Source organism: Enterobacter sp. ECC-219 (genome assembly GCF_043966805.1).
Classification (GTDB): Bacteria; Pseudomonadota; Gammaproteobacteria; order Enterobacterales; family Enterobacteriaceae; genus Enterobacter; species Enterobacter cloacae_N.
Genome location: NZ_CP143680.1, coordinates 3,532,885 through 3,554,298, shown reverse-complemented (window position 1 = coordinate 3,554,298; position 21,414 = coordinate 3,532,885). Strand labels below are relative to the sequence as shown.

Sequence of the window (21,414 nt, the reverse complement as noted above, 5' to 3'; positions counted from 1 at the left end):
CGTCCAGGCATTATGACGACAGGCATGGAGCCTGCCGTTTCACCTTCACCGCGCATCTTTGATGGAGAACATCATGGCAATGAGTAACAGTGGGCAGAAATTCATCGCACGTAACCGTGCCCCCCGCGTGCAGATCGAGTACGACGTAGAGATCTACGGTGCAGAACGTAAGATTCAGCTGCCGTTTGTGATGGGCGTCATGGCCGATCTGGTCGGCAAACCGGTTGAAAATCTGCCGGCCGTCGACGAGCGTAAATTCCTCGAAATCGACATCGACAACTTTGACGAACGCATGAAGGCGCTGAAGCCACGCGTGGCGTTCCAGGTGGATAACACCCTGACTGGCGAAGGTAAGCTCAACGTGGATCTGACCTTCGACAGCATGGACGACTTCCTGCCGGATGCGGTGGCCCGCAAGGTAGAGCCGCTGAACAAGCTGCTGGAAGCGCGTACCCAGCTCTCTAACCTGCTGACCTACATGGACGGCAAAAACGGTGCGGAAGAGCTGATCGCTAAAATTCTGCAGGATCCGACGCTGCTCAAATCCCTGAGCCAGTTGCCGAAAAATGACGAAAGCGCGAAAGGTAGCGAGGAATAATCGATGAGCAACCAGACTCAACAACACGAGCAGCAGGCGGGTCAGGCGTTCAGCCAGGATGAGTTCAGCGCGCTGCTGAACAAAGAGTTCCGCCCGAAAACCGATCAGGCCCGTTCCGCCGTAGAAAGCGCGGTCAAAACCCTGGCGCAGCAGGCGCTGGAAAATACCGTTACCTTCTCGAACGACACCTATCGCACCATTCAGAACCTGATTGCCGGTATCGACGAGCAGCTGTCGCAGCAGGTGAACCAGATTATTCACCACGAAGAGTTTCAGAAGCTGGAGAGCGCCTGGCGCGGCCTGAGCTATCTGGTGAACAACACTGAAACTGACGAGATGCTGAAGATCCGCTTTATGAGCATCTCCAAGCAGGAGCTGGGCCGCACCCTGAAGCGCTTCAAGGGCGTGGGCTGGGACCAGAGCCCGATCTTCAAGAAAATCTACGAGCAGGAGTACGGTCAGTTCGGCGGGGAGCCGTTTGGCTGCATCGTGGGCGACTATTACTTCGACCACAGCCCGCAGGACGTGGAGCTGCTGGGCGAAATGGCGCGCATCGGCTCTGCGGCGCACTGTCCGTTTATCACCGGTACTGCACCGGGCGTGATGCAGATGGAGTCCTGGCAGGAACTGGCTAACCCGCGCGACCTGACCAAGATTTTCCAGAACACCGAATACGCGGCCTGGCGTTCACTGCGTGAATCCGAAGATGCCCGCTATCTGGGCCTGGTGATGCCGCGCTTCCTGTCGCGCCTGCCGTACGGCATTCGCACCAACCCGGTCGACAGCTTTGACTTTGAAGAGCAAACCGACGGCGCGAACCACAACAGCTACTCCTGGGCGAACGCCGCCTATGCGATGGCGGCTAACATCAACCGCTCCTTCAAAGAGTACGGCTGGTGCACCTCGATTCGTGGCGTGGAGTCCGGCGGGGCGGTGGAAAACCTGCCGTGCCACACCTTCCCGAGCGATGACGGCGGCGTGGACATGAAGTGCCCGACCGAGATTGCCATCAGCGACCGTCGTGAAGCCGAGCTGGCGAAAAACGGCTTTATGCCGCTGGTTCACCGTAAAAACTCCGACTTTGCCGCCTTCATCGGCGCGCAGTCGCTGCAGAAACCGGCCGAGTACCACGACCCGGATGCCACCGCCAACGCGCGTCTGGCCTCTCGTCTGCCGTACCTGTTCGCCTGCTGCCGCTTTGCCCACTACCTCAAGTGCATCGTGCGCGACAAAATCGGCTCCTTCCGCGAGCGCGAAGAGATGGAGCGCTGGCTGAACGACTGGGTGATGAACTATGTCGACGGTGACCCGGCTAACTCCTCCCAGGAGACCAAGTCACGCAAGCCGCTGGCGGCTGCGGAAGTGCAGGTGCAGGAGATTGAAGACAACCCGGGCTACTACGCCGCGAAGTTCTTCCTGCGTCCGCACTACCAGCTGGAAGGTCTGACCGTTTCTCTGCGACTGGTATCTAAGCTGCCGTCGCTGAAGACGAAAGACGCGTGATGATGGTTACCGGCCCGATGGGGCCGGTTAGCCAAAAGCCATATTTCAGTTAATAACTGTCAGTGAATAAGGATATCCGGTGATAAAAAATCTATTAATCGCTACCAGTTTGCTGGCAGTTTCAGTACTGGCAAGTGCGCAAACAGAAAAATATACTTATCCTCAAGCGGAAGCATTGCCGCAGGATGACACATCAAACATGCTGCGCGATCCGGCTCTATTAACCGGGTATGATTTAAACCTTACCGCAGAGCGGTTTGCTAATGCCTGGCTTTCAAAAACCAATGAACGTGAACGCATTAAGGCAAATATGTATCTTCTGGGGGTTGTGGATGCCTCCGAGGGAACCGTCTGGTGCAAAGGAAAGCCTTTTTTACCCAATACTCTTCATGAGTTTCTTTACCCGCGTTTCGCTAAATTGACTGCAGAGCAAAAAGAAGAGCGCGCGTCGAAAATTATCACCGATGGCATGAAAGAATTACGCCCTTGCAAAAAAGGAGAGTAATAAATGAGACCATTATACGAACAGCTGAAACGTCAACATTACTCTTCAAATCAAGCTCGTGCGGGCTTTACCTCTGGCGAACAGCTTTTCGCAGAAATTGGCTACGACTATTCAACAATTATCAAACAGCAACCTGCATACGAAAATACGTGTGCGGTCAGGATGAGTTTGGCTTTGTTGAAATGTAATGTTGAATTTACTGGGCGTCTCCCCATCAAGTCAGGGCCCTATAAGGGAAAAACAATTGAGCCGGGTGCAAAATTGCTCGCCGATCAGCTCTTTAAATCTCACGTTTTTGGGAAAGCAGAAATCTATACCGATCGTCAGGCTGGTGCACGGTCAATGCTCGGCAGAAAAGGTGTAGTTTTCTTTAATAAAATAGATGGTTACGGTGGAGGTCATATCGACCTCATCGAGCCCCTAAGTAATAATTCGTTTATATGTAACTCCGATTGTTTTCCTTACTGTAAGGAAATCTGGTTTTGGGAATTAAAGTAATATCACTAATGAATTTGAAGAGAGCATTTATTCTGCTCGCATTTTTAACATTTTCGGCTCTTGGCGATAACACTCAATTTGATTTTTACCAGCAGCAAACATACCGGCAGGGAGTAAAAGATTTAGTTCTGGCGCGTTGCCTTGCGCAGGTGGCCGATAAAGGCAGCCAGTTTTCTGCTGATGCGGCCCGCAGTGCGAGTGCTTTCATTGAGTGGATACCTTTTGATGCCGAAAATGGCACTGATAAAGTGGATGCCCTCATTGGAAAATATAAAAATCAAATTAATGGTTTTCATTCGGAGCGAAAACCCGATGTAAAAGGCGTAACCTTAAACTGTCTACGTCTTTATCATAGTGACGAACTTAATAAACTTGTTCCTCAATTAATCATCGGAAATCCTGACCGCACCTGGATTCAGGATAATCCACAATAGTAAAAGACTTCACATTCTTTCCGTTCATTCAGAGGGAATGTAAGACTGTCAAATGACACGGGTCATTTGATGTGAGGCAGAGGTAAAATATGGACGGTTTTATTCAGCCCCATGCTTTCCTGTTTGCCATATAAGTGCTTTTTCGAAAGCAATATTGTTCATCCACGAAGAGTAGATATTATGGCTATTGATATGTTTCTGAAGGTCGAGGGTGTTACGGGCGAATCTAAAGATTCTAACCACACCGGCTGGACTGATATTACCTCCTTCTCCTGGGGCGCTTCCCAGCCTGGTAATATGAGCGTTGGCGGTGGCGGCGGTGCCGGTAAAGTCAACTTTAACGACCTGCACGTTAACGCGCTGATCGACAAATCCACCACCGCTATCCTGAAACACTGCGCCAGCGGTAAACACCTGACCAAAGTTGAGCTGTCCGTATGTAAAGCGGGTGGCCAGCAGGTGGAATATTCCCGCATTACGCTGGAAGATGTGCTGGTGACTTCCGTTCAGTACACTGGTGCAGACAACGGCGATACCGTTGGTGTGACCTACGCATTCCAGGCTGCGAAAGTGAAACAGCAGTACTGGGAGCAGACCACGTCTGGTGGTAAAGGTGCTGAAAGCAGCGCTGGCTGGAATATCAAAGAAAACAAAGAAGCATAATTGCGTATGTGGCCGGGGTTTTTTCCCCGGTCATTACGATTGGTTCACTACTCGGTGTATAATAGCGATGGAAAGAGCGTTAACTGTTATATCCATTGTATTATCATGTAGCGCATGCATATCCCATCCTGCTCAGTTTCAAAGTTTAACTGTTAAGCTGGAAAAAAATGCCCCCTGTTTTGGATTTTTGGATGACACGAGGCCAGGTGAAACTGTTTTAGTTTACGAACCTTCAATATCTCGACAGGTAGGTAATGAATGGGAAGCTATATATTCCCCACAAATTTTTCATTCCAGCCGCATTCTAAAGTCTGAGGATTGTCTTCGCTGGGACAAAGTTGACTGGCAGCCAGGAAAGTATGATGTGGTATTAAAGTTGAGAAATCATAATGCCGCTCTTAGGTACGCGACTCGCTTTGTGCTCAGTGCGAATGCTAAAGGTGAACTATCGCTGACTAAAATAGAATAGAAGAGTTTCCAAATGTTGGCTCTTTTTTTAGAAAAGCGTCAACATTTGGGTGCTGCTTAACTTCATTTTTATTTAAATGTTTGTGCTTATTTGTAAGCGTTTCGGTGAAAATCAGAGGGAATGAATATGGCTGGTCAATCATTAGTTAATCCGGGATATTGCATTGTTCAGCAACCCGGAACTCTGGATTTCCAGGCAAGGCTCTTATTCAACAATCCAAACAGTGATGCTGCACGTTATTTCATGCAGGTTAATAGTGATATGCAGTGGTCAAAACCTGGACAGATGTTGATTCTTGATGCGCCGGGAAGTAATAATGCTGTGCAACTTAAGCAGTTACAGCTTGCAAAAAATAAAGTCAATGGTGCTCTGGCCGATCTTAACTCTGGAGAAGCGAATTTTTTTAATCACCATTTTAGTACCATAGCCGCAGTCACTAATTTTATGGATAAGTCCCTTGGAGTTGTTGCTGACGCAGGTGAAAAATATTTCAGTGAAATAGAAAAAAAACTTAAATCCATTGAGTTGGCATACCAGAATCAGTACAGGGCACAAGGGACATTGATAAGCCAGCAGTTTTTTGTTGAGCGTCAGCGCCTCTTTTCTGAGTTGGATGGTTTATTAAATAAATTGTCCAGGCTGACGTTAAAGATGAAACCCTATAACGAACTGAAGCATGCATTAGGGTTGTCAAGCAGATCAATTGTACATGAATGGAGCACAGCGGGTGTCGCTTCTATTCGTGGTTATTCAACTTATGTCGATAATGCCTCTAAAGCCGCTCGTTTTCTTAAAGCCGGGGGATGGCTTGCAATAGGTTTTGCCGGTGCAAATACAACCAATGAAGTTTACAATGCATGCACCACGGGACGAGAGCAAAGTTGTACTAAAGTCGCTGTGAAAAAATACAGCAGCTTTGGTGCAAGTCTTGCAGGAGGGATTTACGGTGGCAAATACGGGGCCATGGCAGGTGCCGGTGTATGCGTTGCGCTTGGTGTCGCGACGGGTGGTGTAGGTTTGCTCGCCTGTTCCATTGTCGGGGCGGCAGCAGGTGGATACGTTGGTGGCGAGATAGCGGGCGGAGCGACTGAGTATATGATGGATAAAATATGGTGAATATTGAAAATTTACTATTATTCCTTATCGTGGCTTTATTGCTGATTGTGATAGTTATGGATCTATTCAGTTCTCGTTACTTCAAAAAACACGAGGCTGATTATAATCAGTTACTTTCTGACTACCGGCGAAAAGGATATGACCTGGATCTTGTTACCGACTACGCTTCTTTTTTTGGTTCGTTGGCAAATTATCAAAAAATAATCTGGTTTGTTCGCCTTTATAAAGGCGTAAAAATGAAGTTCACTCGTGAAAGGCTTGTTCAGGAAGAAGCTTATAAATACGTACAGTCGTTACCGGAAGAAAGAATTGGCTGGATACTAAAGTTACATCGTCGTTATAAATTACAGGCGTTAATATTCACTCTATGGCTCATTGTTGGATTATATTTTATAACCTTCATTAAATAGTTTTTGATATTCACTTTCTCAAACGCCGCCGTTCTCGCCCCGAGAGCGGCAGCGTTTGAGCGCTAATCATACCAGCAGGAATACGCCATGCGATTCACGATTATTTCTACGAAACCCGGTCATCAGCCGCCGCAGAGCAGCTGTGATTTTTACGCCCCGGGCGGCACCATTGGGCGCGGTACGGATAACAATCTGGTATTGCCGGACAATGACCGCACCATCTCGCGTCTGCAGGCCATTGTCCACGTTGACGCCCAGGGCGAATGCCGCGTCACCAACCGTGGCAGCGTCACCCGCGTGGTATTAAATGACATTCCGCTGGAGCGGGGGCGTCAGGTTGAACTCCAGGATGGCGACATTCTCGGTATTGATGACTACCGCATTGAAGTTACTGAGCTTATCCACGATACGCAGCCGGTAAGCCGTATGGCGGCCAGCATGCAGCAGCCGCCACGTCCGACAGCCGCGCCAACTGCACTCGCAGCGCAGGCGAAGCCTGCTAACCCTGCGCCACGCGGTAAAGCGGAACCGACCGCCGTGCCGTCGGAAATCTGGGACAGCCTGATGCAGGAGTTCTCCATCTCCGACAGCATCTCCAGCAACCGCGCAAAACCTCAGCCTGCGACATCGCACGATCCGTTCTCCCAGCCTGAGGCCCCGGAGCGTAATGCCGAAGATCCGCTCGCGATGTTCAACGACAGCGATCCATCGCTTGAGCGTAAGAACGTCGACCCGGACACGCTGTTCAGCGACGAGGCGCTGTTCAAAAAAGAGAGCATTTTTGACGACGTGACGCCTTCCACGCTGGTGCCGCCGGTTGAGGGGCAACCCACCGCTAAAGAAGAAGCGTCGGACGAGCTCGACCCGCTGGCGCTGTTTGGTGGAAAGGCCAGCGCGCCAGCCGCGCGCAATGATGATCCGCTCGGGCTGATGGGCGGGGCACCGTTAACCCATCCGGATGACATTGCTGACGACAAGCCAGCACCAGCGCCTGAATCAGAGCAGGAAGAGGATGTGCTGGCCGATTCTCCGCTGTTCGCTCCTGAGCCGCAGGAAACGGCGCGTGAAGAAGAGCCGGCGCGGCCGGATTACGCGGGCTTCACCATGCCAACACCGCAGGCCGTTGCGCGCAGCAGCACTCAGGCACCGAAGGGGCGTCTGCGCATCGACCCGGTCAACAACGCGGCAACCCCAACCGCAACCGCGAATAACGGCGAGAAGGGCGAAGTGCTGCAGGGCGAACTGCTGCAGGCGCTGCTCGAAGGCATGGGCCTGAGCGAAATGCAGCCCGTTCCGCAGTTTGACCGTGAAAATATGCGTCAGCTGGGGCAGATTCTGGGCATGTTCTCGCAGGGCACCGTGGCGCTTCTCTCGTCGCGCTCTATCCTCAAGCGCGGCGTGAAAGCCGATATGACCATGGTGCTGGACGATGCCAACAACCCGTTCAAGCTGTTGCCGACCGGCAAAACCGTACTGATCCAGATGTTTGGCACGCCGATGCCGGGCTTTATGCCGCCGACCAAATCCGTGCGCGACGCGCTGATCGACCTTCAGGCGCACCAGCTGGGGATGATCTCCGGTATTCGGGCCATCATCGCCGCGATGCTGCAGTCCTTTAACCCGGAACAGCTGGAGGAGCAGGCGAAGCAGAACGGCATGACCTCTCGTCTGGCGCTGCCGGGCAGCCGCAAAGCCGCCCTGTGGGACTATTTTGTTCGCAGCTATGGCGAGACGGCGGGCGAGATTGAGGATGACTTCCACACCCTGTTCGGCGAAGCCTTCCTTCATGCGTACGACATGGAGGTGAATCAGTACAAAGACTCACAGAGCGGATCGGAAGACAAATGAATATCGCAACCGCTTCTCTCTCCCGCCAGGGGACGCGCGCCAGCAACCAGGATCAGACGGGAGAAACCATAGGGGAACGCTCGGCCTGCTTTGTCGTCTGTGACGGCATCGCGGGGCTGCCGGGCGGTGAGGTCGCCGCGGAACTGGCCCGCAACAGCATTATCTCCCGCTTCGATGGCGACAAGCACCTGAACGCGCAGCATATCCGAGATTACGTACAGACGGCGAACCGCACCATACTGAGCGAACAGCAGGCCGTTCAGGACTATCGCCGGATGGGCACGACGCTGGTCAGCCTGTTCATTGACCGGGACTACGGGCTGGCGTACTGGGCGCATGCCGGCGATAGCCGCCTGTACCTGTTTCGCCGGGGATGGCTGTGGCACGTGACCACCGACCACAGCCTGGTGCAGCAGATGAAGGATGCCGGGCATCAGACGGACGATCTCAACAGCAACCTGCTTTATCTGGCGCTGGGGATTGAAAACGGCGGGCCGGAGGCGAGCTACAGTGACGTGGTGCAGGTGGAAGACGGCGATGCCTTTTTACTCTGCACCGACGGGTTCTGGCACGGCGTCAGTGAAGAGCAAATGAAGCAGTCGCTGCACATGGTCAATACGCCGCAGGAGTGGCTGACCTTAATGAACCAAATCATTCAAAAGAATGGCGAAAAGGAAGGGAATGCTCAGGATAACTATACTGCCCTGGCGGTATGGATGGGCAACCCTCAGGACACTACTTTGCTGCACACCCTCTCTGACGCAGCACAATTTCTTCCCTGCGGAACTGATTAGACACACAAGGAACGATATGAAACTTTGGCTATCGGGTTTGGCACTTCTGGCGGTGACCTCCACCGTGCAGGCTGAGAATTTCCGCATCGTGCAGTCTCCTGCGCAGAAGCTGGATATCTGGATCGACAACATCAAAGACAACACGCCGCAGAGCTGGTGTAAGCCTGAGGTGGCGCTGCGTATCGTGGCGAACGGCAAGAAAGACGTCTCGGTGCTGGAAAACTTTGTGCCGCGCCTTGGCTCGCTGCTGGAGCACCAGTGCAGCAAAGTGAATAAGCTGAGCTGGACGCTCAACGATCCTGAGGGGACGACGCTGGCGCAGGGTACAGCCGCCAAAGCGCAGGAGTGGGCGCTGGTGGTGAAACAGCAGCAGGCTGCGCCTGCCGTCACCACGTCCAGCGGCGCGTTACTGCCACCGGATCAGAACGTTGCCGCCCATACGGTTGCCGCGGACCGCACGCCGTGGCAGGAATTTACCCTGCAGGACGGCTGCCACCTGCGCACCTTCTGGGAAGGGGGCGCGTCCGCGCCGGCGCTCTTTATCCCGGATTCTGACACCACCCGCTGCGGTAACGGCAGCTGGCTGAGTGGTCACACCGTTGTCTCTCAGTCCCGCAACGGCGGACAGAAAGAGATGGCGGTGACGTACATTCACGGCTTCCCGGTGATGGGGCTGAATCAGAGCGCCGATCCGGAAAACGCGCTGATCACCTCCGTTAACAAAGAGCGCATGGTTTTCAGCACGCCAAACAGCGACCAGAGCTGGATGATCCTGCCTTACGATAGCGCCCTGAACAGCTGGAAGAGCAACGGCACGGTGGCGGTGGAGATTTCCCGTGAGATTGCCAGCGACGATGCAAAGCTGCAGGCGCGTATTGCGGCGGTGAAGAAAACCTGGAGCGCCTGGGTCGCACCGGGCACGCCGCTGAATATCGTTCTGATTGATACCCTGCGCCCTCAGCTGCGCGATCCGGCAGTGGGCGCCTGGCGCGCGGCGAATTAAGGAATGGCTATGAATACGCTCTATCAACACCTGGCGGGTGAAACGCTCAACGACGCGCTGGCGCGCCTCGAAGCAGAGATTAAAGCCCGTCCGGCGGATGCCGATCTCCGTGCCGCGTTTGTGCAGTTTCTCACCCTCAGCGGTAACTGGACGCGCGCGCTAACCCAGCTGAAAAGCTGGCTGGCGCTGAAGCCGCAGGCGAAGCCGACCGTCACGCTGCTGGAGCAGTCTATTCAGGGCGAGCTGCAGCGCGCGCAGGTGATGGCGGGGCAGGCGCGTCCGGCCATGCCTGAAACCCAGTGGCCTTGGCTGACCACCCTGGCTATGGCGCTTAGCGAGGACGGCGAGCGTGCGCATGCGCTGCGGCTGGAGGCCCTCGAACAGGCGCAGGCCACTGCCGGTCTCATCACCCTCGAAAATGAGGAGACGCAGGCGTTCGACTGGCTGATGGACGGCGATGCCCGGCTTGGCCCGGTGTGCGAAACCCTCGTGAACGGCCGTTATTTCTGGCTGCCGTTTAACGCTATCGCGGAGATCCGTTTCCAGGCCCCCGCCAGCGTGACCGACCTGGTCTGGCGTCATGCGCTGGTGCGCCTGACCGACGGTACGGAGCAGGTGTGCCAGATCCCGGCGCGTTACCCGTTTGCTGCCGAGGCTTCGGATGCGATCAAACTGGGACGCACTACTGAATGGCGGCCTCTCGACGAAGACGGCACCCTCTACGAAGGGATGGGCCAGAAAGCCTGGCTCAGCGAGCAAAGCGAAAGCCCGCTGCTGTCGTTAAACCTCGTGACGTTTGCGACGGATGGAGCCGATGAGTAATCCCGCTGGCGAAGGCGATCTGCTGCGCAGCGGCTGGCAGGCCCGCAGCAGGCAGGAGAAGGTGGGGGCGCGCGACAAAATGCAGCCCTCGCTGCTGGATCGTCTCACCGATAACGACCCGGAAAAAAAACGCGAACCGGCCAACAGCAATCTGATCACCCACGCCGCCCTGCGCCGCAACGTGCTGCGGGATCTGCAGTGGCTGTTTAACACCATCAACCACGATGCCTCCGGCGATTTGAGCGCCTTGCCGCACGTGAGCCGCTCGGTGATTAACTTTGGCGTCGCGCCGCTCGCCGGGAAAAGAATGTCGGATATCGAATGGCACGATATTCAGCGCAAGCTTACCGAGGCGATCATCAATTTTGAACCGCGCATTTTGCCGCAGGGGCTGCAGGTCCGCTGCGTGTCGGATACCTCCTCGCTGGATCTGCACAACGTGCTCTCCATCGAGATCAAAGGGCGTTTATGGTGCGTGCCGTACCCGCTGGAGTTTCTGTTTCGCACCGATGTCGATCTGGAAAACGGCCATTTTGAACTGAAAGACGCGGGGTAATCATGGAAAGTAAACTGCTCGAATACTACAACCGCGAACTGGCCTACATGCGCGAAATGGGGGCCGAGTTTGCCGAACGTTACCCAAAAGTCGCCGGACGGCTGGGCATGCGCGGCATCGACGTGGCGGATCCGTATACCGAGCGTCTGATGGAGGGCTTCGCCTTCCTGACCTCCCGCGTGCAGATGAAAATGGACGCGGAGTTTCCGCGCTTCTCCCAGCGTCTGCTGGAGATGATCGCGCCGAACTACCTCGCACCCACGCCGTCGATGGCGATCGCGGAGATTGAGCCCGACAGCAGCCGGGGCGACCTGAGCAAGGGCTTCATTGTGCCGCGCGGTACCATGATGGACAGCCTGGCGCTGAAAAAAACCGGCGTGACCTGCAGCTATACCACGGCGCACGAGGTCAACCTGCTGCCGCTGAAAATCGACAAGGTCGAGTTGGGCGGCGTGCCCGCCGATCTGCCGCTCGCGCAGCTGGGGTTGAGCCAGCGGGGGATCAACAGCGCCCTGCGGATCCGCATCGCCTGCGATGGCCCGCAAAACCTCGGGCACCTGGATTTCGACCGGCTGGAGTTTTTCCTGAGCGGCCCGGACATTGAGGCGCTGAAGCTGCTGGAGCTGGTCATGGAGCATCACGCCGGGATCGTCTGCCAGACGGTCAGCCCGCAGCCGCAGCGACAGCTGCTGGCGTCGGACGCGCTTCGCCAGGAGGGCTTTGAGTCTGACCAGGCGCTCCTTCCGGACGATCTGCGCAACTTTGACGGCTACCGTCTGCTGCAGGAGTATTTTGCGTTTCCGGCCCGCTTCCGCTTCATCAGCCTGAGCGGTCTGAGCACGCTGATCCAGCGCTGCGAGGGCGAAAAAGCCTTCGACATTTTTATTCTGCTGGATAAGTCGGATGAGCAGCTGGAGCGCGTGGTAGACGCCAGCCATCTGGCGCTGCACTGTACGCCGGTCATCAACCTGTTCCCGAAAGTGGCGGCCCGGCAGAAGCTGAATGAAGGGCAGCATGAATACCATCTGGTGGTCGATAACATCCGGCCGCTGGATTATGAAATTTACGCCGTAAATAAAATTTTTGGCAGCGCCGATGGTCAGCGCGACGACCAGACGTTTCGTCCATTCTGGAGCACCTGGAGCGGCGACGCGGGCAACTACGGGGCCTATTTTTCCCTGCGCCGGGAACAGCGCGTGCTCTCTGAACATGCCCTGCGCTACGGCACCCGTACCGGCTATATCGGTTCAGAGGTGTTTGTTTCGCTGGTGGACGAGCAGCATGCGCCGTGGCAGGAAAACCTGCGCTATATCTCTGCCGAGGTGCTCTGCACCAGCCGCGACCTGCCGCTGATGCTGCAGCAGGAGCTCGGGCAGTTCATTATGGCCGACTCCATGCCGGTGAAATCACTCACTCTGCGTAAAGGGCCGACGCCACCGCGTCCGGCGCTGGCTGAAGGGTTCAGCACCTGGCGGCTCATCAGCCAGCTGCAGATGAACTACCTCAGCCTGATGGACAGCGAGAATGAAGAGGGAGCAGCCGCACTGCGCCAGCTGTTAGGGCTGTACGCCAACCTGGCCGAGACGCCGGTGGCGCGTCAGGTAGAGGGCGTTCGCCACTGCGTGCTGGAGCCGGTTCACCGCCGCGTGCCTGAACCCGGCCCGGTCGTTTTCGCCCGTGGAATTGGCATCAGCCTGACCGTAGACGAGCGGGCGTTTTCCGGCGCCAGCCCGTGGCTTTTCGGCAGCGTGATGGAGCGCCTCTTTGCCCGTCTGGTCTCTATCAACAGCTTCACCGAGTTCACCCTGAAGAGCCAGCAGCGCGGCGAGATTGGCTACTGGGCGCCTCGCATGGGTAAAAGGGCGCTGGTATGAGTGACGCCGCTACTGCACCGCTGCGCGTACATCGCCTGACGAAGCTGCCGGATGCGTTCTGGCACGGGGTCCGTGAGGCGCCCTGGCGCTACGATCTGTTTCAGCTGTTAAGGCGCATTGATGCCCAGGGCGGCGAGCGCTACCCGCTGGGACGCGCGCCGCTGCCGAAGTTTGAGCCGCTGCGCATTGGCCAGCAACCGTCGATGAGCTTTGCGCCGTCGACGCTGGCTCAGGTCGGCCTGCGTGAGGAAAGCGGGATTCATGAAGTATCAATTTTAAGCTTCGGCCTGTTTGGCCCGAACGGTCCGCTGCCGGTCCATATGACCGAATACGCCCGCGAGCGTATTCATCATCATCAGGACACCAGCCTCAGCGCGTTTGCCGATCTGTTTCATCATCGTCTGGCGCTGCTGTTTTACCGCGCGTGGGCGGATGCGCAACCGGCTGTCTCTCTGGATCGCGCCGATAACAGGCGCTTTGAGGGCTACCTGGCGTCGCTGATTGGCATGGGGCAGCCGGGGCAGATGAACAAAGGCAGCCTGAGCTCTCATGCCCGCTTTACCCACGCCGGACACCTGACCCGTCACGGGCGGGATCCGGAGGGGCTGGAGAAGATCCTGCGCAGCTACTTTAAAGCGCCAGTCAAACTGGTCAGCAACGTGCCGCAGTGGATGCCGCTTTCCACGCGCGAGCAGGCGCAGCTGGGGGAAGGTCGCCGCATGCCGCGTATGGGTGAATCCGCCTTTCTTGGCGTGGCCGTCCGCGACGTGCAGCATAAGTTTCGCATTGAGATTGGCCCGCTGAGCGCGGAGGAGTACAACCGCTTTCTGCCGGGTGAAGCGTGGGTCACCGAGCTGCGCGACTGGGTGCGCCAGTACGCCGGGATTGAATTTGAATGGGAAACGCGGGTGATCCTGCGTGAAGACGCGGTGCAGGGCACCACGCTCGGCAGCAATGGGCGATTAGGCTATAACACCTGGCTGGGCCTGCAGCCGCAGCCTGTCCCGCGTGGCGATCTGGTGTATCGCGCAGAGCGGTAATCCTTCCGTATACCGAATCATTGTTAATGGAAACTAACATGTCAGAAATTAGCCGTGCCGTGCTTTTCGGCAAACTGGATACGCTGTTATTTACCTCTCTGGAAAGCGCGACTGCCTTCTGCAAGCTGCGCGGCAACCCCTACGTTGAGCTGGTGCACTGGCTGCATCAGCTGATGCAGCAGCAGGATGGCGATCTGCAGCAGGTCATCCGCCATTTTGCCCTTGATGAACAGCAGCTGGCGCGCGATATCGTGGCGGCGCTGGACGCTCTGCCGCGCGGCGCAAGTTCCGTTTCCGATCTCTCTGAACATATTGACAGCGCCGTGGAGCGCGCCTGGGTCTTCGGCTCGCTGAAGTTTGGCGTCAGCCGCATTCGCGGCGGCCATTTGCTGATCGGTATCCTCAAAACCTGGAATCTGGCCAACGTGCTGAAAAGCATCTCGGCGCAGTTCACCCGCCTTAACGTTGAGGTGCTGATTGAGCAGTTCGACGCCATCTGCGCCAACAGCAAAGAGACGCAGCAGGCCGCTGCCGCCGTCGACGCGCCCGCGGGTGCGGTCCCGGCGGCTCAGGGTACGCTGGCCCAGTACGGCCAGGACCTGACCGCCCGCGCACGCGACGGGAAGATTGACCCGGTTGTCGGGCGCGACGAGGAGATCCGCCAGATGGTCGATATCCTGATGCGTCGCCGCCAGAACAACCCGCTGCTGACCGGGGAAGCCGGGGTTGGGAAAACGGCGGTGGTGGAAGGGCTGGCGTTGCGTATCGCCGACGGCGACGTCCCGGAGCCGCTGCAAAATATTCAGCTGTGGCTGCTGGATATCGGCATGTTGCAGGCCGGCGCGGGCATGAAAGGCGAGTTTGAAGCCCGTCTGCAGGCGCTCATTAACGAAGTCCAGTCCAGCGCCACGCCGATCATTCTGTTTATCGATGAGATCCACACCCTGATTGGCGCAGGCGGCCAGCAGGGTACCGGCGATGCGGCGAACCTGCTGAAGCCAGCCCTGGCGCGCGGTCAGCTGCGCACCATCGGCGCCACCACCTGGGCGGAATACAAAAAGTACATCGAGAAAGACCCGGCGCTGACCCGTCGTTTCCAGACGGTTCAGGTTCACGAGCCGGACGAAGCGAAAGCCATTCTGATGCTGCGCAGCACCGTGTCGCCGCTGGAGACGCACCACCAGGTCCTGCTGCTCGACGAGGCGGTCAGCGCGGCGGTGAAGCTGTCCCACCGCTACATCCCGGCGCGTCAGTTACCGGATAAAGCCGTTGCGCTGCTCGACACCGCCTGCGCCCGCGTCGCGGTGAGCCAGAGCGCGCCGCCTGCGCAGCTGGAAGACTGCCTGCGCCACCTTGCTGCGCTTGACGTGGAAATTGAGATCGCAGAACGCGAAGCGCGCGTGGGGGCCGGTGATGCCGAGCGCGTCACGGCGTTACGCGCAGAACGCGACGCGTACGAAACAAAACGCGAAGCCCTGGCCCAGCGCTGGGAAGAAGAGCGCAGCCTGGTGCAGGAGATTATTCGCCTGCGCGCCGCGCTGTTCGCAGCGGGTGAGGAAGACACCGCTGAGCTGCACAGCCAGCTGGCGGAGCAGCAGCAGGCGCTGAACACCTTACAGGGAGACGAGCCACTGCTGTTTGCGGCGGTAGATGAAAACGTGGTCGCCGCGGTGGTCTCTGACTGGACCGGGATCCCGCTGGGTCGGATGGTGAAAAACGAGATCGACGCGGTACTCAACCTTGCCGACACGCTGAACCAGCGCGTTATCGGCCAGCGTCACGGGCTGGATCTCATTGCCCGCCGCGTGAAAACCTCGCGGGCGAAACTGGACGATCCGAACAAACCGGTGGGCGTATTTATGCTGTGCGGCCCGTCCGGCGTCGGGAAAACCGAAACCGCGCTGGCGCTGGCGGAGTCCCTGTACGGCGGCGAGCAGAACGTTATCACCATCAACATGAGCGAGTTCCAGGAAGCGCACACCGTTTCCACCTTAAAAGGTGCGCCTCCGGGGTACGTAGGGTATGGTGAAGGCGGCGTGTTAACCGAGGCCGTGCGCCGCCGCCCTTACAGCGTGGTGCTGCTGGATGAAATTGAAAAAGCGCACCCGGACGTCCATGAGATTTTCTTCCAGGTCTTCGACAAAGGCTGGATGGAAGACGGCGAGGGGCGCCACATTGATTTCCGCAACACCATCATTATTCTGACGTCCAACGTGGGCACCGAGCTGATTAGCGCCATGTGCGCCGATCCAGAGCTGATGCCTGAGCCGGACGCCTTGAGCGGCGCGCTGCGCCAGCCGCTGCTGGAGGTATTTCCGCCGGCGCTGCTGGGCCGTCTGCTGGTGGTGCCGTACTACCCGCTCAGCGACGAGATGCTCGGACAGATAGTTCGCCTGCAGCTCAAGCGCATTCAGCGTCGTCTGGAAGAGAATCACAGCATTATTTCTGAGTTTGACGACAGCGTGGTGGAACAGATTGTTCAGCGCTGCACCGAGGTGGAGTCCGGCGGTCGCATGGTGGATGCTATCCTGACTAACACCTTGCTGCCTCAGATGAGCCAGATCTTACTTACCGCCAGCCGCAGCGACGAGCAGTACCGACGTCTGCACGTCACCTGCGAGCAGGGCGAGTTTCACTGTCAGTTTGCCGCGTAATAATCATCAAGAGAACTGTAAAAGATGACGGATAATGATAACAATCGGACTGTCCCAAACGCGCTCCCGGTCGGGTACCGCTTCAACGAGTTTGAAATCAAAGAGGTGATCGGCGGCGGCGGTTTTGGCATTGTCTATCGCGCGTGGGATCACCAGCTCGAACGCACTATCGCTATCAAAGAATTTATGCCTGCCTCGCTCGCCGTGCGCGGCGACGACATGACCCTGGTGCTGCGCAGCGAGCGCTTTGGCAAAGCATTTTCCGCGGGCCTGAACAGCTTTATTCAGGAAGCGCGTCTGCTGGCGCGTTTTAACCACCCGAACCTGCTGCACGTCCTGCGTTTCTGGGTGCAAAACGACACGGCCTACATGGGGACGCTGTTTTACAGCGGCACCACGCTTTCACGCCTGCGCGAAGAAAAACCGGAGCTGATCAACGAGGCCTGGATCCGTCGCACGCTGCCGATGCTGTTCGGGGCGATCAAGACCATCCACGACGAAGGCTATCTGCACCGCGACATCTCGCTGGATAACATTCAGATCCAGGATAACGGCCTGCCGGTGCTGCTTGATTTCGGCTCCGCGCGCCGCACCATCGGTAACCTTTCCGACGAAACGGAAACCATGCTGCGCCCCGGCTTTGCGCCGATTGAGCAGTACACCGACGACAACGAAAGCGAGCAGGGCCCGTGGACGGATATTTACGCCCTCGGCGCGGTGCTGCGTACCCTGATTGCGGGTTCTCCGCCTCCGGTCAGCGTGGTGCGTTCCATTCAGGACACCTGCAAACCGCTGGTGGAAATCATGCCGCAGGGCTACTCCATCCCGCTGCTGCAGGCCATCGACCGCGCGCTGGCGCTGCACATGGAGGATCGTCCGCAGTCTATCGACGAATTTGCCGCGCTGATTGAGATGCCGGTCGCCGGAATTAACGATGTGCTGACCGCCAAAAAGACCGGCACCATGCTGGTTCCGGTTGAGGAAGAGAAGCCGGCATCGGCGCTTGACTGGCGGCGCTACAAGATCCCGGGCATGGTTGCCGCGGGCGTGCTGGTGGGCGTTGTCGCCGGAGCGATGTTGTTCAGCGGCGGTAATGATGCACCTGAGCAGGCTGCACAGGCACCGGCAGAGACGCGTCCGACTGAGACCGCCGCGAACACGCCTGACGTGAAGCCAGAAGCCGCGAAGGCTGGCGAGCAGACGACTGCGCCGGAGACAGCGCAACAAACGCCACCGCCTGTCGCGAGCCCTGTTGCGCTGGTCTATATCCGCATTCTCGACGGCGAAACCCTGAAAGTGAACGGCGAGCCAAAAGCGCTGCGTCCGGCGGCGAACGGCTATGCCTCGCTCAAGCTGCCAGCCGGTGAGGCGAAGATTGAACTGCAGGGCAACGGGAGAACGCGCAGCCAGACGCTGGATATCGGCAAGCCGGGCACCTGGCTGGTGAATCCGTAGTATTACGCTCAGTCAAAGATGCGAACCTCTTTTCTGAATCGCATAAGCTATATGGAATAAAGATTATGCTCAACCGAATTACCGTTCAGCTCCCGGTGGAGGGGCTTCTGTTCTGGAAACTGACGGGCCGCGAGGCGATGTCCGAGTCGTTCGCGCTGACGCTGACCGTGCTCGGCACGGACGCGCGCATCGACCGCAGCAAGCTGCTCGGCCAGCCGGTCACGGTGACCATCCCGACGCAGAGCCTGCTGACGTCCCGCTACGTTAACGGCAAGATTACCCGGGTGGCGGTCAGCGCCGTTGAACTGACGGGCACGCGCTATGCGGTGTACCAGCTGACGGTGGAGTCGGACCTGTGGCCGATGAAGCGCGACCGCAACCTGCGTATCTTCCAGGGGCAGACGGTGCCGCAGATTGTAAAAACCTTGCTGGGCGAGCATCAGGTTAACGTTGAGGATAAACTCACCGGCAGCTACCGGGTGTGGGACTACTGCGTGCAGTATCAGGAGTCGAGCCTGGACTTCATCAGCCGCCTGATGGAGCTGGAGGGGATTGCCTATCACTTCCGCCATGAGGCGGATAAACATACCCTGGTGCTCACCGACGCCGCCACGCAGCATCAGCCGTTCAGCGGCTATGAGGTCATTCCTTACCATCAGACGCCGTCCGGCGGCAGTACGGACGAAGAGGGCATCAGCCAGTGGGCGCTGGAGGACAGCGTGACGCCGGGGATTTACAGCCTCGACGACTATGACTTCCGCAAGCCGAACGCGTGGCTGTTCCAGGCCCAGCAGAACCCGGCGTCGCCGAAGCCGGGCAGCATCGACGTGTACGACTGGCCGGGTCGCTTTGTCGACAAAGGGCACGGGGAGTTCTATGCCCGTATCCGTCAGGAGCGCTGGCAGGTTGAGCACCAGCAGATTCAGGCCACCGCCACGGCGGCGGGGATAGCGCCGGGGCACACCTTCACGTTAACCAACGCGCCGTTTTTCAGCGACAACGGGGAGTATCTGGTGACGGCGGCGGGCTACCACTTCGAAGAGAACCGCTACGCCAGCGGCGAGGGGGAGACCATTCACCGCACCGATTTCACGGTCATCCCGTCGGCGGTGGTGTACCGTCCGGCGCAGTCCACGGCGTGGCCGCGCACCTACGGCCCGCAGACGGCGAAAGTGGTCGGTCCGAAGGGCGAGAGTATCTGGACGGACAAATACGGTCGCGTGAAGGTGAAGTTCCACTGGGACCGTCTGGCGAAAGGCGATGACACCAGCTCCTGCTGGGTGCGCGTGTCGAGCGCGTGGGCAGGCCAGGGCTACGGCGGGGTGCAGATCCCGCGCGTCGGCGACGAGGTGGTGGTGGACTTTATCAACGGCGACCCGGACCGTCCGATTATTACCGGGCGCGTGTATAACGACGCGAGCATGCCGCCGTGGGCGCTGCCGGCTGCGGCGACGCAGATGGGCTTTATGAGCCGCTCTAAGGGGGGCTCCGTGGACAACGCCAACGCCCTGCGCTTTGAGGATAAAGCGGGCGCAGAGCAGGTGTGGATCCAGGCCGAGCGCAACATGGACACAAGCGTTAAAAATGATGAAACGCACAGCGTCGGCGGGGCGCGCAGCCATTATGTGAAGAAAAATGAGCTGCATCGTGTGGAAGCGAACCAGACTCAGGCGGTGAAAGGCGGAACCGAGATCCTGACGGGGAAAGGCAAGCTGGATGCGGCGGTCGAGCAGTATGTTATTGCATCCGGGACGAAGCTGCGGCTGGTCTCAGGTGAGAGCGCTATTGAGCTGAACGCTAACGGCAAGATTAACCTGATTGGCAAAGAGTTTAACTTCTTCGTGGAAGGGGATGGTTATATCACCACGGGCGGTAAGCTGCATCTGAATACCTCTGGCACCAAACCGGGCACAACGGCGCCGGGGTCAGGGCATAAAGGGGATATTGATGCGGCGGTGCAGGCGAAGTTTGCGCCGCAAGAGAGCGCCAGTCGTCCTGCCCCCGCTGCGGCTCCAGCAGCAGGCCAATCGAAACCTGCTCCAGCTTCGGCGTCAACAACAGCCCCGCCTTTGAAAGGGAATTATGTTTATAAAAATAATCCGAATAGCTCAGACGTTATGCCTTTCAATGATGATGTTGTTAAACAAATCAACAAGTCACCGACCCTTCAAACTCAGCTAAAAGATTTGAAAGACAAGGGATGGGCGATTCAACCAGGAGCGGCTGGTGGGGGAAGTTATGCTGAGGCGGATAATAAATTGATCGTTATGGATCCTGAACACATGGAAGACACGGCCACGACGGTACAAACTTTAGCTCATGAAGCAGGACATGCCACATATCCTGTTGCTGCAGATTATTCGAGTAAAGAAAACTTCATTAACAGCCAGCTAATGGATGAAGGTGGTGCAACCTTGAATAATATCAAAATACAGCGTGAAATTCTGGGGAATGGCGGTATTGATATTGATATAGCAGGAAGCCCGGAAAATCTCAAAGCTTACAATGCAGCCTATGATAAAATGGTAAGTGGAGAGCTGTCGCGGGTTGACGCTGCAAAAGCTATAGGTAAAGTCTACGGTAAAGGCGAAATAGCTTCGGGTACGGATCTCAATTACAGCGATTATTACGGGGGGTTCTATGGTAAGTAGAATGACAAAAAATACCATCCTCTTTTTGCTCCCACTATTTTCAACTTTTTCTTACGCAGGACAAACAAACATGAACCAAGATTCTTTATGGCATATTGTTAAAGAACTCAAAACAGTCTGGGGAAAACAGACCGAGGATGTCAGTAAACTTTTCCATCAATCACTGGTCCAAAAAAATCCAGAAGTGAAAGACCGTTATACGTCAGCTCCATTCACATTATCTGATGGAACGCGTATCAGCGATTTAGATGTTCGTTTATGGGGAAACGGAGATAATAGCGTTTCACTTGTCTCGTTTGTAATCGAACAGCCTTGCATTACGCTCGAACAAGTCAAAACGCATTTCCCTGATGTTAAAATTTCTAACATTCCTCGTGGGAATACCGCAGGACAATCTGTTGGATACCGAACCGCTACTGATGAGAGAGGACTTGCATGGGCATTTAGTTTTCCGGTGATGAACCAGGAATGCCTAAATAGAGTGGTTATGTCGCGTTACGATCGTTAATAAGTGTTGTGTT

19 protein-coding genes are annotated in these 21,414 nt (G+C 56.7%); all 19 read left to right on the top strand.

The annotated features are described in order from the left end of the window. Positions 1 to 73 precede the first annotated feature (73 nt). Complete coding sequence (tssB, locus tag V1603_RS16880) at positions 74 to 598, top strand: type VI secretion system contractile sheath small subunit (RefSeq protein ID WP_008502644.1); 525 nt, start codon at positions 74 to 76, stop codon at positions 596 to 598. A gap of 3 nt (positions 599 to 601) precedes the next feature. Beyond that, on the top strand, positions 602 to 2,101 hold the full coding sequence (tssC, locus tag V1603_RS16875) for a type VI secretion system contractile sheath large subunit (protein ID WP_014884232.1): 1,500 nt from the start codon (positions 602 to 604) through the stop codon (positions 2,099 to 2,101). A 79-nt stretch (positions 2,102 to 2,180) separates the two neighbouring features. Continuing rightward, the gene (locus V1603_RS16870; protein ID WP_116339330.1) at positions 2,181 to 2,606 is read left to right on the top strand and encodes a Rap1a/Tai family immunity protein; all 426 of its coding nucleotides are present in this window, start codon (positions 2,181 to 2,183) and stop codon (positions 2,604 to 2,606) included. 3 nt (positions 2,607 to 2,609) lie between these two features. Further along, entirely contained in the window at positions 2,610 to 3,104 is a 495-nt protein-coding gene (locus V1603_RS16865; RefSeq protein WP_163329922.1) for a T6SS effector amidase Tae4 family protein, read from the top strand. A 14-nt stretch (positions 3,105 to 3,118) separates the two neighbouring features. Further along, on the top strand, positions 3,119 to 3,538 hold the full coding sequence (locus tag V1603_RS16860; RefSeq protein WP_370552285.1) for a T6SS amidase immunity protein Tai4 family protein: 420 nt from the start codon (positions 3,119 to 3,121) through the stop codon (positions 3,536 to 3,538). A 180-nt stretch (positions 3,539 to 3,718) separates the two neighbouring features. Then, positions 3,719 to 4,201 carry a type VI secretion system tube protein Hcp gene (locus V1603_RS16855; RefSeq protein ID WP_008502640.1) on the top strand — a complete coding sequence of 161 codons (483 nt, stop codon included), beginning with the start codon at positions 3,719 to 3,721 and terminating at the stop codon, positions 4,199 to 4,201. Between the two features lie 595 nt (positions 4,202 to 4,796). Next, complete coding sequence (locus tag V1603_RS16850) at positions 4,797 to 5,786, top strand: hypothetical protein (RefSeq protein WP_192984497.1); 990 nt, start codon at positions 4,797 to 4,799, stop codon at positions 5,784 to 5,786. Continuing rightward, positions 5,780 to 6,196, top strand: coding sequence for a hypothetical protein (locus tag V1603_RS16845; RefSeq protein WP_116339338.1), 417 nt, complete (start codon positions 5,780 to 5,782; stop codon positions 6,194 to 6,196). Before V1603_RS16850 ends, V1603_RS16845 begins: the two co-directional genes overlap by 7 nt. Positions 6,197 to 6,283: 87 nt before the next feature. Then, the gene (tagH, locus tag V1603_RS16840) at positions 6,284 to 8,044 is read left to right on the top strand and encodes a type VI secretion system-associated FHA domain protein TagH (protein WP_395312994.1); all 1,761 of its coding nucleotides are present in this window, start codon (positions 6,284 to 6,286) and stop codon (positions 8,042 to 8,044) included. After that, positions 8,041 to 8,838 carry a PP2C family protein-serine/threonine phosphatase gene (locus V1603_RS16835; RefSeq protein ID WP_395312993.1) on the top strand — a complete coding sequence of 266 codons (798 nt, stop codon included), beginning with the start codon at positions 8,041 to 8,043 and terminating at the stop codon, positions 8,836 to 8,838. Before tagH ends, V1603_RS16835 begins: the two co-directional genes overlap by 4 nt. A gap of 16 nt (positions 8,839 to 8,854) precedes the next feature. Then, positions 8,855 to 9,841, top strand: a complete 987-nt coding sequence (locus V1603_RS16830) for a hypothetical protein (RefSeq protein WP_395312992.1) — start codon at positions 8,855 to 8,857, stop codon at positions 9,839 to 9,841. A 9-nt stretch (positions 9,842 to 9,850) separates the two neighbouring features. Continuing rightward, entirely contained in the window at positions 9,851 to 10,663 is an 813-nt protein-coding gene (locus tag V1603_RS16825) for a type VI secretion system accessory protein TagJ (protein WP_395312991.1), read from the top strand. Further along, positions 10,656 to 11,219, top strand: a complete 564-nt coding sequence (gene tssE, locus V1603_RS16820; protein WP_116339346.1) for a type VI secretion system baseplate subunit TssE — start codon at positions 10,656 to 10,658, stop codon at positions 11,217 to 11,219. The genes V1603_RS16825 and tssE overlap by 8 nt, the downstream gene beginning before the upstream one ends. A 2-nt stretch (positions 11,220 to 11,221) precedes the next feature. Next, the gene (tssF, locus tag V1603_RS16815) at positions 11,222 to 13,093 is read left to right on the top strand and encodes a type VI secretion system baseplate subunit TssF (protein ID WP_395312990.1); all 1,872 of its coding nucleotides are present in this window, start codon (positions 11,222 to 11,224) and stop codon (positions 13,091 to 13,093) included. Next, entirely contained in the window at positions 13,090 to 14,133 is a 1,044-nt protein-coding gene (tssG, locus tag V1603_RS16810) for a type VI secretion system baseplate subunit TssG (protein ID WP_116339350.1), read from the top strand. Before tssF ends, tssG begins: the two co-directional genes overlap by 4 nt. 38 nt (positions 14,134 to 14,171) lie before the next feature. Continuing rightward, complete coding sequence (tssH, locus tag V1603_RS16805) at positions 14,172 to 16,787, top strand: type VI secretion system ATPase TssH (RefSeq protein WP_395312989.1); 2,616 nt, start codon at positions 14,172 to 14,174, stop codon at positions 16,785 to 16,787. A gap of 24 nt (positions 16,788 to 16,811) precedes the next feature. Further along, positions 16,812 to 18,242 (top strand): serine/threonine protein kinase, encoded by a 1,431-nt coding sequence (locus tag V1603_RS16800; protein WP_395312988.1) that lies wholly within the window; start codon positions 16,812 to 16,814, stop codon positions 18,240 to 18,242. A gap of 65 nt (positions 18,243 to 18,307) precedes the next feature. Next, positions 18,308 to 20,893 (top strand): type VI secretion system Vgr family protein, encoded by a 2,586-nt coding sequence (locus V1603_RS16795; RefSeq protein WP_395312987.1) that lies wholly within the window; start codon positions 18,308 to 18,310, stop codon positions 20,891 to 20,893. Between the two features lies 1 nt (position 20,894). Further along, positions 20,895 to 21,401, top strand: a complete 507-nt coding sequence (locus tag V1603_RS16790; RefSeq protein WP_395312986.1) for a hypothetical protein — start codon at positions 20,895 to 20,897, stop codon at positions 21,399 to 21,401. Positions 21,402 to 21,414: the final 13 nt, after the last annotated feature.

Bases quoted from the DNA above. Each gene is read 5' to 3' on its own strand.
- tssB (WP_008502644.1), top strand. From the start codon at position 74: ATGGCAATGAGTAACAGTGGGCAGAAATTCATCGCACGTAACCGTGCC.
- tssC (WP_014884232.1), top strand. From the start codon at position 602: ATGAGCAACCAGACTCAACAACACGAGCAGCAGGCGGGTCAGGCGTTC.
- V1603_RS16865 (WP_163329922.1), top strand. From the start codon at position 2,610: ATGAGACCATTATACGAACAGCTGAAACGTCAACATTACTCTTCAAAT.
- V1603_RS16855 (WP_008502640.1), top strand. From the start codon at position 3,719: ATGGCTATTGATATGTTTCTGAAGGTCGAGGGTGTTACGGGCGAATCT.
- V1603_RS16850 (WP_192984497.1), top strand. From the start codon at position 4,797: ATGGCTGGTCAATCATTAGTTAATCCGGGATATTGCATTGTTCAGCAA.
- V1603_RS16845 (WP_116339338.1), top strand. From the start codon at position 5,780: ATGGTGAATATTGAAAATTTACTATTATTCCTTATCGTGGCTTTATTG.
- tagH (WP_395312994.1), top strand. From the start codon at position 6,284: ATGCGATTCACGATTATTTCTACGAAACCCGGTCATCAGCCGCCGCAG.
- V1603_RS16835 (WP_395312993.1), top strand. From the start codon at position 8,041: ATGAATATCGCAACCGCTTCTCTCTCCCGCCAGGGGACGCGCGCCAGC.
- V1603_RS16830 (WP_395312992.1), top strand. From the start codon at position 8,855: ATGAAACTTTGGCTATCGGGTTTGGCACTTCTGGCGGTGACCTCCACC.
- V1603_RS16825 (WP_395312991.1), top strand. From the start codon at position 9,851: ATGAATACGCTCTATCAACACCTGGCGGGTGAAACGCTCAACGACGCG.
- tssE (WP_116339346.1), top strand. From the start codon at position 10,656: ATGAGTAATCCCGCTGGCGAAGGCGATCTGCTGCGCAGCGGCTGGCAG.
- tssF (WP_395312990.1), top strand. From the start codon at position 11,222: ATGGAAAGTAAACTGCTCGAATACTACAACCGCGAACTGGCCTACATG.
- tssG (WP_116339350.1), top strand. From the start codon at position 13,090: ATGAGTGACGCCGCTACTGCACCGCTGCGCGTACATCGCCTGACGAAG.
- tssH (WP_395312989.1), top strand. From the start codon at position 14,172: ATGTCAGAAATTAGCCGTGCCGTGCTTTTCGGCAAACTGGATACGCTG.
- V1603_RS16800 (WP_395312988.1), top strand. From the start codon at position 16,812: ATGACGGATAATGATAACAATCGGACTGTCCCAAACGCGCTCCCGGTC.
- V1603_RS16795 (WP_395312987.1), top strand. From the start codon at position 18,308: ATGCTCAACCGAATTACCGTTCAGCTCCCGGTGGAGGGGCTTCTGTTC.
- V1603_RS16790 (WP_395312986.1), top strand. From the start codon at position 20,895: ATGACAAAAAATACCATCCTCTTTTTGCTCCCACTATTTTCAACTTTT.